The organism is Bordetella petrii (genome assembly GCF_020991325.1).
Lineage (GTDB): Bacteria > Pseudomonadota > Gammaproteobacteria > Burkholderiales > Burkholderiaceae_B > Bordetella_A > Bordetella_A petrii_E.
This window is the reverse complement of the sequence record NZ_JAJMLX010000139.1, coordinates 1-11,625: the sequence shown is the minus strand read 5'-3', so window position 1 is coordinate 11,625 and position 11,625 is coordinate 1. Positions and strand designations below refer to the sequence as shown.

Below are 11,625 nucleotides of genomic sequence, written 5' to 3'. Positions count from 1 at the left end.
GCCGATTCCGATTGCCGCGCGGCCGCCAGGGCCAAGGCCCCGCCGCGTGCGCCGGCACCGCCGGGCGGATTCGGTTTTGCCTGGGGGGTAGGCATGCTTGTCTCCTGGTTGCGGCCTGCCGGGGCAGGGCACGCAGGGTTCACCTTATTGCGGCTTTGCCCGCTTGATAATATGCTTTATTAAACATATAAACAGACAGGAAAGCGCTTGATGCGCGTACTCTACCCCCCAAGATTTATCGGTTCAATAAGAAATTAATGACATATAAGTTCCGCATCGGCCTGCGGCCGCAATGGCTGCTGGAAGGCGACGCCGACCACGCCGGCCAGCCCCTGCACGACATGCTGTCGCTGTTGTCGGCCATCGACGCTACCGGCAATATTGCCGGCGCCTGCCGCGCCTGCGGCCTGTCGTACCGGCATGCCTGGGGCATTCTGCGGCGTTTCGAAGATCTTTTCGGCACGCAGTTGCTGATTACCAAGCGCCGCCAGGGCACGCAGTTGTCGCCTTTCGCGCAGCGCCTGCTGTGGGCCAACCGCCGCATCGAGGCGCGCCTGATGCCCACCCTGGAAAGCCTGGCGTCCGAATTGCAGGAAGAACTGGAAAAGCTGTTGCCCGAGGCCATCCCGCACCTGCGCCTGCATGCCAGCCACGGCTTCGCGGTCGAGGCCCTGATGCAGCACATGAGCGGCCGCCAGCCCGGGCTGGAACTGCGCTACCGCACCGCCATCGAGGCGCTGGCCTCGCTGGAGCGCCACGAATGCGACCTGGCGGGTTTCCAGGTGCCCACCGGCCCCTTCGAGGCGCCCATCATGGCGCGCTACGCCGCCTGGCTGGCCCCTGACGATTACCTGCTGATCCACCTGGCGGTGCGCAACACGGGCTTGTTCGTGGTGCAGGGCAACCCCAAGGGTATCCGGGGAATGGCCGACCTGGCCCGTTCCGACGTGCGCTTCGTGAACCGCCAGATCGGTTCCAGCACCCGTTACCTGGTGGGACTGATGCTGGAGCAGGCCGGCGTGTCCATCGGCGACGTGCAGGGCTATGAAACCAACGAATTCACCCACATGGCCATTGCGGCCCACATCGCCAGCGGCATGGCCGACACGGGCGTGGGCGTCGAGACCGCCGCCTGGCGCTTCGGGCTGGATTTCATCCCGTTGGTGCGCGAACGCTACTTTTTCGCCATACGCCGCACGTCGCTGGACACCCCGGCCATGCAGGATCTGCTGGGTATTATGCGCAGCCGTGAGTACTTGTCCTATGTCAGCCAATTGGTGGGTTACGACGCCACCGATACCGGCAGGCTGCAGACCCCGGCCGAGGCCTTTGGCTGACGGCTCGCCCGGGGCCATATTGCGAGATATGATGTGCCGATGAGCAAAGTCATTTTTCTGGCAGACCGTTCCGCGCCGCGCGCGGCGCCATTGCCGCAGGCGCCTTTGCCGCCCGCGGGCCAGCCCGCGCTGGACAGGCGCGCGCGGCCCATGCGCGACCTGCGCATTTCGGTCACCGACCGCTGCAACTTCCGCTGCACCTACTGTATGCCGCGCGAAGTGTTCGACGGCAACTACGCCTTCATGCCGCAATCGGCCCTGCTGTCGTTCGAGGAAATCACGCGGCTGGCCCGGCTGTTCGCACAATTGGGGGTCGAGAAAATCCGCCTGACCGGAGGCGAACCGCTGCTGCGCAAGAACATCGAGGCCCTGGTCGAGATGCTGGCCGATCTGCGCACGCCGGCTGGCCGGCCGCTGGAACTGACGCTTACCACCAACGGCACGCTGCTGCAGCGCAAGGCCGCGGCCCTGCGGCGCGCCGGCCTGGCGCGGGTCACCGTCAGCCTGGATGCGCTCGACCCCGACATGTTCGCCCGCATGAGCGACACCGCCTTCACGCCCGACGACGTCTTGCGCGGCATCGACGCCGCCGCCGAGGCGGGGCTGGCGCCGGTCAAGGTCAACATGGTGGTGCGCCGCGGCCTGAACGACGGCCAGATCCTGCCCATGGCGCGGCGGTTTCGCCATAGCGGCCATGTGCTGCGCTTTATCGAATACATGGACGTCGGGGCCACCAACGGCTGGAATTTGCGGGAAGTGGTGCCCAGCGGCGAAGTGCTGCAAGCCATAGGCGCGGCGCATCCGTTGCGTGCTCTCGAAACCGAGGTCATGGGCCGCGTGGCCGAGCGCTGGGCCTATGAAGACGGCGCCGGCGAAATCGGCGTGATCTCCAGCGTGACCCAGGCTTTTTGCAGCGGCTGTACGCGCGCGCGCCTGTCGCCGGAAGGCAAGATCTTCCTGTGCCTGTTCGGTACGCATGGGCACGACCTGCGCGAGCTGGTGCGCGGCGGCGCCAGCGACGACGCCATCGCCCACGCCCTGGCCGGCATCTGGGGTCAGCGGGACGACCGCTACTCCGAATTGCGGGGGCTGGGGGTGCCCATCATCGGGCAGGGGGAACGCAAGGTCGAGATGAGTTATATCGGGGGGTGACCCTAGCCGGGTGTGCGTTGTTGGCGTGCGTTTATCGGAGGGTTCGGTTCTTCTGTCCGTCGTCGCGAGGCGTTGTGAGTGTCTCGGCTTCACGGTGCCGTACGGGCGCCCAGCGCGCCCGTGCCCGGCCCCGAGGCGCCTCGACCCTCACAACGCCTCACGCCGACTGGCGGCAAGTAGATGTCTTCCATCGCCGGGGCGGGTGGCGTGCTTGGCATGCTTGGGCACATCGGTTTGAAAGAGGAAAATCGTACGGGGCCGGCGATTCCCGCCGCCCACCGCGGCGGGAATCGCCATTCGTGTGGTGGTATGCGTGGGGGGCTCGCGTTTGGGTGTAGTGGCTTCAACGTTGGGGGTTGGTGAACGTCTTTGCACTGCCTTGCCCCGATGGCGCTACCTTAAGATAAAAGACGGCGTATCGCAGGGTGTCTGGCTCCGAAGGTGCCGGACACCGCCGTGCGCCACGACAGTCTCAGTTGAACGGTGTCCGGCACCCTGACGGGAGCCAGACACCCGGTAGTGCCGGCGAAAACTCGCCGCGGCAGCTCATGGCGGCGAAGGTGGCGCCATGGCTGTCTTGCACCGATGACATTCACCCAGGAAATCGAAGGCCGGGCCAATCCGCCCCTTCATCAGCCACCGCCTGAATGGCAAATCCAGGCGTGCAGGGCGCCTGGAATTGCCGGCCCCGCACGATTTTTTTCCTTTCAACAGGCGCGGGCAAACAGGCAAGAACGGGATTCGCCCCGGCGCTGTGGGTTTGCGCATTGTTGCGAGTCGGCGTGGGCCGGTGTGGCGGCCGCGGCGCCTCGGGGCCGGGCACGGGCGCGCTGGGCGCCCGTACGGCACCGTGAAGCCAAGGCCGCCACACCGGCCCGCGACGACGGCCAGAAGAACTAACTCCGACCCCACCACCGCCAGAATCACACCATCGCCCCCAGCGCCTTCCTGTCCACCTTCCCTACTGCATTCTCCGGCAGGGTGTCCATGAACACCACGCCGGCCAGTTGATGGATCCGGGATAGCTGGCCGGCCACCAGCGCCTTGATGTCCGCTTCGGTGGCCTGCGTACCGGCCGCGGCCACCACGAAGGCCACGGGCACCTCGCCCAGGTCGGCGTCGGGCTTGCCGACGACGCAGCAGCTGTGCACCAGCGGGCTGGAGCTGAGCGTCTGTTCGATCAGAGTGGGCGATATGTTTTCGCCGCCTCGGATGATCACGTCTTTCTGGCGGCCCGTAATGGTGAAGTAGCCGTCTTCGTCTACCCGGCCCAGGTCGCCGGTGGCCAGCACTGGCGGCGCGGCTTCCAGCACGCCGTTGCCCAGCGTGCCCAGGTAGCCCAACATCAGGCTGTCGCCCGCGATGCAGATCTCGCCGTCGACGCCGGGCCGGGTAATTTCCTGCCCCCGGCTGTCGCGCAGGAATACGCGCTGCCCGGGCAAGGCCTTGCCGATGGTGCCCACTTTGCGCTGGCTGGGCGGATTCAGCGTCGAGGTGCAGGTGGCCTCGGACAAGCCGTACGAGACGATCAAGGGGCGGCCCAGGAAGGCCTCGATGCGGGTGTGCAGTTCGCGCGTGATGGGGGCCGAGCCGCAGCGCGCGAAGCGCAGCGCCGCCAGGCTGTCCGGCGTGAAGGCGTGGTCCAGCATGCGCGAGTACATGGTGGGCACGCCCGTGATGATGGTGGGGCGGTGCCGTTCCATCAGCGCCGGCATGTCCTGGGCGCGGAACCGGTCGCCCAGCACGATGTGCGCGCCGGCCAGCAGCGGGCTGAACAGCTGGTTGTTCAGCCCGTTGGTGTGGTACAGCGGCATGACATGCAGCAGCTTGTCGTCGGCCGTCAGGCCGGTGGCGGGAATGACGCCGCGCGCGTTGTTCAGCAGCCCGCGATGGCTTTGCAGCACCCCCTTGGGGCGGCCCGTGCTGCCAGACGTGAACAGCAGCAGCCCCGGGTCATCGGCGGCGATGTCCGCGTGCCAGTACGGCGGCGCATCGGGCAGGGCCTGCGCTTGCAGCAGTTGGATGCCCTGCGTATCGGCGAAGGCAGGCAGGTGGCTGGCGTCGGCCAGCACGCTGCGTATGCCCGCTGCTTCCAGGCGGCCGCGTATTTCCTGGCCGGTCAGGCGGGGTTCCAGGGGGCAGGGGCAGGCGCCGGCGGCCATGCTGCCCAGGATGGCAACCACGCTGGCCAGGCCGCGATCCATGGCAATGGCCAGCAGTTGGCCGGGTTGCACGCCGGCCTGGCGCAGTTGTCCGGCCATGGCGGAAACCGCCGCGTGCAATTGCGCGTAGGTCAGGTGGGCCGTGCCCTGCGCGTCCGTCAGTGCGCGCTGGCCGGCCCAGCCGGGGGCACGCCATTGCTGTGCGTAGGCGTGGAACAGGCTGGGATGCTGGGTCATGGGCAGGCTCTAGCGCAGCGCCACGGCGGCATCGCGCTCGAACACACCGTCGGGGTCCAATACGGCCAAAGCCTGCGTTTCGCGGGCGGTGGGCGCCGCGGTGGGTGAGGCGCCCTGATGCTCGAACGCGAAGCCGGTGCGTTGCCGCACTTCGTCCAGGCTGGATTCGGGGTGCCACGATTGCAGGGCCAGCCGGCCATCTTGCTTCACGAACACCGCAATGGGAGTGACCACGCCATGGAAGCCGCCCCAGGACGTGCGGAAATGCAGGTTTTCCACGAAGGTGCGCGGCGAGTGTTCGGTGCGCCAGGTGCAGGCCCGCCTGGCGGTGGGCAGCATGACCGCGCCGCCGCCGCCGCCCGGCAGCCTCACCTTGGGCTGGTGCCAGTCGCCGATGCAGGAATTGTTGGCATTGCCTTCGCCGTCGATCTGCGCCGCGCCCAGGAAGGTAAGGTCCATGCGGCCGCGGCAGCACAGGTCGTAGAAATCTTCGTTGTCGAAAATCGAGGCCGTGTGCTGCGCCAGCACCGGGTCTGAACTGGACAGCGGCACCTTGGACGGGCGGGGGTCTACCCCGCCCGCCACGTTGATGTAGATGTAGTCCCAGTCGTAGGCCTGCTTGGCCATCAGGCAGGCCAGCATGGGCATGGTGGAATTCACGCCGCTGAAGGTGATTTCATTGGGGCGGATGAAGCGCGCCAGGTTGGTGACGATGTAGGAAAAGGGCGACCAGCTGCTCATGCTGCGTGCTCCTGCAAGGCTTCGGGCGCGGCGTCCAGGTGCGCCTGAAGCGCCTCTGCGCCGGGTTCCAGGTAGCGTTCCACCGCGGGGTAGTCGATTTCGTAGGCGGGCCAGCACGAACCGGGCCAGGCGCCCTGGGGCACCACGGCATAGGCCTGCACCATGAAGTACGGGATCAGCGTGACTTCCGGCTGCTTCTCGAACACTTCGGTGTCTACCTGGCGTTCGGCCACCACCAGCACGCTGCGCGCGGCGCGGCTCATGATGCGGTCCCAGTGCGACGTGCCCAGTACCCGCACATTGCCGCGGCTGTCGATTTCGTTGGCGTGGATGACAGCGAAGTCGGGCTGTACCGCGGGAATGACCCAGGCGGACTTGCCCGAGCCATAGGGGTCGTCCAGGCGCTGCCAGCCGTTGATGTCGATGAGGTGGCTGCCTTCGATGCCCGCGCAGGGCTGGAAGGGTACGCCGAACGCCGCGGCGCGCAGGCCCGCCGTCAGTGTGGCGCAGGCGTGTTCTTCCAGTTGCAGCTTGCCGCTTTCGATGGCCTTGCGGTAATTGGGGGCCAGGCCGAAATTGCCTTCCATGGCCACGATGCCGGTGCGCGCGCGCGCGGCCACGCCGGCGCGGCACAACAGGTCGATGTCGTAGCCGGGCGACTGCTTGACGATTTCCAGGTTGGTTTTCTTTTGCCGCACCAGTTCGCGCACCAGCGCGAACGGCCCGCGGTGCAGGAAGCTGCCGCCCAGCGCCACGGATGCGCCGTCGGGGATCATGGCGGCAAGGTCCTGAATGGTCAGGCGCTTGTCGGCCTGGTTGAATCCGGATGTCATGTCTTCCTCCTTGGGCAGGCCTATTGCAGGTACTGCCGTATGCGTTCCTTGATGCCCGGCCGGGCGGCCGAGCGCACCAGCGCCGCCATGTCGGCGTCGTGGTGGTTGACGTCCAGCACGCTATACAACTGCTCGCGCGTGGGCGCGTCCAGCGCCTGCGCCATGCCGGCAGCCTGCTGCTGCAGGGACGGCCATGCGCTTTCCGGGGCGGGCGGCTCGACGAAACCGATACGGTGCGCCTCGTCGGCGTCGAAGGGGCGCGCATTGCCCAGGATGGACAAGGCATGCCCGGCGCCGACAAGGTTGCGGAACCGGCGGGTGCCCAGCACCAGGCCGAACTTCAGGCCCGGCATGCGGAAGCTGGCGTCGGGCGTGCAATAGCGCAGCTTGCAGGCCGCGAACAAGTCTACGCCCGCGCCGAAATTGCGCCCCTGCGCCAGGGCCAGTGTCAGGGCGGGCGAAGCCGCCACGCATTGCAGCAGGGTTTCGATGCGCACCATGCGCAGCAGCAGGTCGCCTTCGCTCTGGTCTTCATGGCCCGTGAAGTCGAAGCCGGCGCTGAAGTTCTTGCCCGCGCCGCGGAACACCAGCAGCGGCACTTGCTGCGCGTGTGCCGCTTCAACGGCGTTGATCAGGGCCTCGACCAATTCGGCCGACAGCGCATTGCGCTTGTCGGGCCGGTTCAGCGTGAAAGTCCAGCACTGCGGGCTTTGGTCCAGCAGGAGCACGTTGTCGGCCATGGGTTTACTCCGCGGCGCGGCTGCGCGGTTGCAGTTCGGCCAGCACTTCCGCATTGTGCTCGCCCAGGTTGGGCGGGCGGCGCGCCACGTCGGCCGTGTGCCCGTTGAAGCGGATGGGCGACACGAAGGTCTTGGTGCGCGCGCCGTTGGGCAGGGTCAGGTCTTGCACCCATTGCATGTGTTCGACCTGCGGGTCGGCCAGCACATCGGAATAATTGTTGACCGGCGCGCAGGGCACGCCGGCCTGGCGGAACCTGGCCAACCAGGTGTCGGAATCGGCTTGCGCGAAGATGTCTTCGAGCAGGTCGCGCAGGACTTCCTGGTTGGCCGCGCGCGCGCCGGTATTGGCGAAGCGGGCGTCGGCGAGCAGGTCGTCGCGGCCCACCACGCCGCACACGGATTTCCAGAGCGCATCGTTGCCGGCCGCCATGCCGAAATAGCCACCCTGGCAGCGGAACACCTGGTACGGGGCATTGCGCGGGTGCGCCGAGCCCAGCTTGACGGGATCGACGCCCGTGCCGAAATACTGCGAGGTTTGCAGCGCGGCGATGCCCAGCGTGGCGCCCAGCATAGAGATATCGACATGGGTGCCTTGCCCTTCGGCCTGGGCGGTGCGCAGGGCGGCCACCACGGAAAACGCCCCATACAGCCCGGCTGTGAAATCGCACACCGGCACGCCGCACTTCACCGGCGCGCCGCCGGTTTCGCCGGTGACGCTCATCAGGCCGCTCATGGCCTGCAGGGTCAGGTCGAACCCGCCTTCCTGGCTGCGTGGGCCGCTTTGGCCATAGGCCGAGATCGAGCAGTACACCAGCTTCGGGTTGCGTTCGGACATGGCCTGGTAGCCCAGCCCCAGACGGTCCATGACGCCGGGGCGGTTGTTTTCTATAAGCACATCGGCCTGGGCGATGAGCTGGGCGGCCAGTTGCTGGTCGGCCGGGTCTTTCAGGTTCAGCGCCACCGACCGTTTATTGCGGTTCAGGGACGCGAAGTTCTCGCTGTAGCCATCGGTGATGGGCGCCCAGCTGCGCAGAGTGTCGCCGCTGCCCGGGGGTTCGATCTTGACTACGTCGGCGCCCATGTCGGCCAGCAGCATGCCGCAGAACGGCCCGGCGGCGACGTTGCAAATTTCGATGACCCGTACCCCCGCGAGGGTGGATTGCTGCTTCATTGGTGCTCCTGCAATAAGCCGCCGGCACGGCCGGAATTCGAATTCGATTGACGCCTGGAATGTTATATGGGAGCCTATAAAAAATCAAATAATAGAATTTAAATCCCAATATTTGGGATATGACCATCGGAGACAAAAATGACGACTTCTCTTGCCCGGCTTCTGGGCCTGTTGTTTCTTACGGTGTCTGTGGCGGCCTCGGCGGGCAATTGGCCTGCGTCGCCCATCAACATGATCGTGCCGTATCCCCCCGGCGGCGCCACGGATTTCTCGGCCCGGGTGTATGCCGAGCAATTGGCCAAGATCCTGGGCCAGCCCGTGGTGGTGGAAAACAAGGCCGGCGCGGCCGGCGAAATCGGCGCGCAGGCGGTGGTCAATGCCAAGGCCGATGGCTATACCGTGCTGCTGGGGGCGGTGGGCAGCCTGGCGATCAATTCGCTGCTGCCGTCCAAGAAGCAGCAATATGAATTCCCGCAGTCGTTCCGCGGCGTGTCCATGGCCACGTCCACGCCGCTGGCCGTGGTGGTGCGAGCCGACCTGCCGGTGCGCAATATCCAGGAATTGATCGCCCTGGCCAAGCGCAAGCCCGGCGAACTGTCGTACGGATCGGCGGGTTATGGGTCTTCGCAGCACATGACGGCCGAGAAGTTCCAGATCGCCACCGGCACCCGGCTGTTGCACGTGCCGTACAAGGGCAGCGGCCCGGCCCTGGCCGACCTGATGGGCGGGCAGGTGGACATGGTGTTCGACACCATGCCCACGCTGGTGGCTCAGATCGGCAACAAGAAGCTGCGCTTCATCGGCGTCACCACGCAGGAACGCACGCCGCTATTGCCGGACGTGCCCACTTTGCAGGAGCAGGGCGTGGACAACTACAACGTCAGCACGCGCTACGCCATGCTGGTGCCCAAGGGCACGCCCGACGAAGTGGTGCAGCGGCTTGCCGACGCCATGAAGCAGGCCGCGCAGGTGCCGTCGGTGCAGAAGGCCATGGCCGGGCAGGGGGCCAGCGCGGTTCCCACCACGGCCCGGCAAACCGACCAGGCCCTGGCCGATGAAATCGCGATCTGGGCCGACGTGGTCAAGAACGCCAACCTGAAGTAAGGCGCCCGGCGCGCCGCCTGCCAAGAGGGCAACGCATACAATGGCATGCGTTGCAATCGGGCCGTTTCCACATGGACAAGACTTTACTCAAGGGATTGATGGTGCTTGAAACCGTCAGCAAGCATGACGGCCGCATGCCCAATCTCGACGAGGTGGCCCAGATGTGCGGACTGTCGCGCAGCAATGCGCACCGCACCCTGCAGACCCTGGCCCATGCCGGATACGTGGTGCGCGACCAGGACACCGGCGGCTACCGCAGCACCCTGAAGATGTTCGAGTTGGGCGCGCGCCAGCTGACCAGCATGGATGTCCGGAACCTGGCCACGCCGCTGATGCGCGCCCTGGCCGCGCAAACCGGCGAAACCGTGCACCTGTCGGTGCTGGATGGCCTGGACGTGGTCTATATCGACAAGATCGACAGCCCCCAGCCCATACGCGCGTATTCGGTCATCGGCGGGCGCGCGCCGGCCTACGCGGTGGCTACCGGCAAGGCGCTGCTGGCTTTCCAGCAGGGCGGCTACCTGGCGCACTACAAAAGCCAGCTGCAATCGCACACCCGCCTGACGCGCACGAGTGAACAGGCGCTGAAGCAGGAACTGGCCGATGTGGCGCTGAAGGGCTATGCCATCAACCGCGGCGAATGGCGCGACGGCATCGGTGGCGCCGCGTCGCCCATTTTCAGCGGCCTGGGCAGGCCAGTGGCCGCGCTGGGCATTTCCGGCCCGCTGGACCGCCTGACCCCGGCGAAGATGAAGCAATATGTGCCTTTGATCCTGGATGCCGCGGCGGACATTTCGCGGCAGCTGGGCTACCACGGCCCCGCAGTGCCCGCCGGCACGGCCTGACGCGCCTCGCGCGGGGCCTTTCAAGGAGATGCGATGTCCACAGACCTGCAACGCCTGCGCCGCTTCGTGCTTACCGCCACCCAGTTGGCCGACCGGCATGGCGCCGAGGGCATGGCGGGCGCGGCCTTGCAGGGCGCGCTGGCCGATTTGGTGGCGCATGATGACTGGCTGCCCGACACCTGTGCGGTGCCGCACCCGCGGCACTATCAGCAGTACCTGCTGCATTGCGATCCTCTGGAGCGCTTCAGCCTGGTGAGCTTCGTGTGGGGGCCGGGGCAGTCCACGCCGGTGCACGACCACACGGTGTGGGGGTATGTGGCGATGCTGCGCGGCAGCGAGTTCAGCCAGCGCTACCGCGCCGCGCCGCCGGGTTATGTGCCCGATGGCGAGCCGGTCCAGTTGCGGCCGGGCCAGATCGAGGTGCTGTCGCCCGTGGAAGGCGATATCCACCAAGTATGGAATGCCCACCGGGATGCGGTGTCGATCAGCGTGCACCTGTACGGGGGCAACATCGGCGCGGTGGCGCGGCATGTGTTCGACCCCGACACCGGCCAGGCCAAGCCGTTCGTCTCGGGGTATTCGAACGTGGCGGTTCCCAACCTGTGGGATAGGTCTGAAGGGGTGCGGGCGGGGCTGACGGGGTGATGCTGGGGGCTGTGCTGTGCTGTGCTGTGCGTGGCATGTGGTGGGTGGAATTCTTCTGTCCGTCGTCGCGAGGCGTTGTGAGTGTCTCGGCTTCACGGTGCCGTACGGGCGCCCAGCGCGCCCGTGCCCGGCCCCGAGGCGCCTCGACCCTCACAACGCCTCACGCCGACTGGCGGCAAGTAGATGTCTTCCATCGCCGGGGCGGGTGGCGTGCTTGGCATGCTTGGCCGCACCGGGTTGAAAGAAGAAAATCGTGCGGGGCCGGCGCTTCCCGCCGCCCACCGCGGCGGGAATGGCCTTTCGTGTGGTGATATGCGTGAGGGTGCTCGCGTTTGGGTGTAGGGGCTTCAACGTTGGGGGTTGGTGAACGTCTTTGCACTGCCTTGCCCCGATGGCGCTACTTTAAGATAAAAGACGGTGTATCGCAGGGTGTCTGGCTCCGAAGGTGCCGGACACCGCCGTGCGCCACGACAGTCTCAGTTGAACGGTATCTGGCACCCTGACGGGAGCCAGATACCTGGTAGTGCCGGCGAGAACTCGCCGCGGCAGCTCATGGCGGCGAAGGTGGCGCCATGGCTGTTTTGCACCGATGACATTCACCCAGGAAATCGAAGGCCGGGCCAATCCGCCCCTTCATCAGCCACCGCCTGAATGGCAA

10 protein-coding genes are annotated in these 11,625 nt (G+C 66.6%); 5 read left to right on the top strand and 5 right to left on the bottom strand.

Annotated features, from left to right (window positions below):
* Nucleotides 1-257: 257 nt before the first annotated feature.
* Both LPZ50_RS14700 and moaA read left to right on the top strand, forming a co-directional pair.
* On the top strand, nt 258-1,337 hold the full coding sequence (locus LPZ50_RS14700) for a substrate-binding domain-containing protein (RefSeq protein WP_230662214.1): 1,080 nt from the start codon (nt 258-260) through the stop codon (nt 1,335-1,337).
* Nucleotides 1,338-1,376: 39 nt separating this feature from the next.
* Nucleotides 1,377-2,489: a GTP 3',8-cyclase MoaA gene (gene moaA / locus LPZ50_RS14695; RefSeq protein WP_230662213.1), complete on the top strand. Its 1,113-nt coding sequence runs from the start codon at nt 1,377-1,379 to the stop codon at nt 2,487-2,489.
* Between the two features lie 923 nt (nt 2,490-3,412).
* Here moaA and LPZ50_RS14690 read toward each other — a convergent pair.
* The 5 genes from LPZ50_RS14690 to LPZ50_RS14670 are packed head-to-tail and all read right to left on the bottom strand — an operon-like array spanning nt 3,413 to nt 8,373.
* Nucleotides 3,413-4,888, bottom strand: a complete 1,476-nt coding sequence (locus tag LPZ50_RS14690) for a class I adenylate-forming enzyme family protein (RefSeq protein ID WP_230662212.1) — start codon at nt 4,886-4,888, stop codon at nt 3,413-3,415.
* A 9-nt stretch (nt 4,889-4,897) separates the two neighbouring features.
* Nucleotides 4,898-5,629 (bottom strand): CoA-transferase subunit beta, encoded by a 732-nt coding sequence (locus tag LPZ50_RS14685; RefSeq protein ID WP_230662211.1) that lies wholly within the window; start codon nt 5,627-5,629, stop codon nt 4,898-4,900.
* Nucleotides 5,626-6,462, bottom strand: coding sequence for a CoA transferase subunit A (locus LPZ50_RS14680; RefSeq protein WP_230662210.1), 837 nt, complete (start codon nt 6,460-6,462; stop codon nt 5,626-5,628). The genes LPZ50_RS14685 and LPZ50_RS14680 overlap by 4 nt, the downstream gene beginning before the upstream one ends.
* A 20-nt stretch (nt 6,463-6,482) precedes the next feature.
* Nucleotides 6,483-7,202, bottom strand: coding sequence for an enoyl-CoA hydratase/isomerase family protein (locus LPZ50_RS14675; RefSeq protein WP_230662209.1), 720 nt, complete (start codon nt 7,200-7,202; stop codon nt 6,483-6,485).
* A 4-nt stretch (nt 7,203-7,206) separates the two neighbouring features.
* Nucleotides 7,207-8,373 (bottom strand): CaiB/BaiF CoA transferase family protein, encoded by a 1,167-nt coding sequence (locus LPZ50_RS14670; protein WP_230662208.1) that lies wholly within the window; start codon nt 8,371-8,373, stop codon nt 7,207-7,209.
* Between the two features lie 138 nt (nt 8,374-8,511).
* Between LPZ50_RS14670 and LPZ50_RS14665 the strand changes: the two genes are divergently transcribed.
* The 3 genes from LPZ50_RS14665 (at nt 8,512) to LPZ50_RS14655 (ending at nt 10,967) form a co-directional block, all read left to right on the top strand.
* Nucleotides 8,512-9,477 carry a Bug family tripartite tricarboxylate transporter substrate binding protein gene (locus tag LPZ50_RS14665; RefSeq protein ID WP_230662207.1) on the top strand — a complete coding sequence of 322 codons (966 nt, stop codon included), beginning with the start codon at nt 8,512-8,514 and terminating at the stop codon, nt 9,475-9,477.
* Between the two features lie 71 nt (nt 9,478-9,548).
* Entirely contained in the window at nt 9,549-10,322 is a 774-nt protein-coding gene (locus LPZ50_RS14660) for an IclR family transcriptional regulator (protein ID WP_230662206.1), read from the top strand.
* Nucleotides 10,323-10,355: 33 nt separating this feature from the next.
* Nucleotides 10,356-10,967: a cysteine dioxygenase gene (locus LPZ50_RS14655; RefSeq protein WP_230662205.1), complete on the top strand. Its 612-nt coding sequence runs from the start codon at nt 10,356-10,358 to the stop codon at nt 10,965-10,967.
* Nucleotides 10,968-11,625 lie beyond the last annotated feature (658 nt).

Coding starts and splice junctions, on each gene's coding strand:
- LPZ50_RS14670 (WP_230662208.1), bottom strand. CDS start 8,373: ATGAAGCAGCAATCCACCCTCGCGGGGGTACGGGTCATCGAAATTTGC.
- LPZ50_RS14700 (WP_230662214.1), top strand. CDS start 258: ATGACATATAAGTTCCGCATCGGCCTGCGGCCGCAATGGCTGCTGGAA.
- LPZ50_RS14675 (WP_230662209.1), bottom strand. CDS start 7,202: ATGGCCGACAACGTGCTCCTGCTGGACCAAAGCCCGCAGTGCTGGACT.
- moaA (WP_230662213.1), top strand. CDS start 1,377: ATGAGCAAAGTCATTTTTCTGGCAGACCGTTCCGCGCCGCGCGCGGCG.
- LPZ50_RS14655 (WP_230662205.1), top strand. CDS start 10,356: ATGTCCACAGACCTGCAACGCCTGCGCCGCTTCGTGCTTACCGCCACC.
- LPZ50_RS14690 (WP_230662212.1), bottom strand. CDS start 4,888: ATGACCCAGCATCCCAGCCTGTTCCACGCCTACGCACAGCAATGGCGT.
- LPZ50_RS14685 (WP_230662211.1), bottom strand. CDS start 5,629: ATGAGCAGCTGGTCGCCCTTTTCCTACATCGTCACCAACCTGGCGCGC.
- LPZ50_RS14665 (WP_230662207.1), top strand. CDS start 8,512: ATGACGACTTCTCTTGCCCGGCTTCTGGGCCTGTTGTTTCTTACGGTG.
- LPZ50_RS14660 (WP_230662206.1), top strand. CDS start 9,549: ATGGACAAGACTTTACTCAAGGGATTGATGGTGCTTGAAACCGTCAGC.
- LPZ50_RS14680 (WP_230662210.1), bottom strand. CDS start 6,462: ATGACATCCGGATTCAACCAGGCCGACAAGCGCCTGACCATTCAGGAC.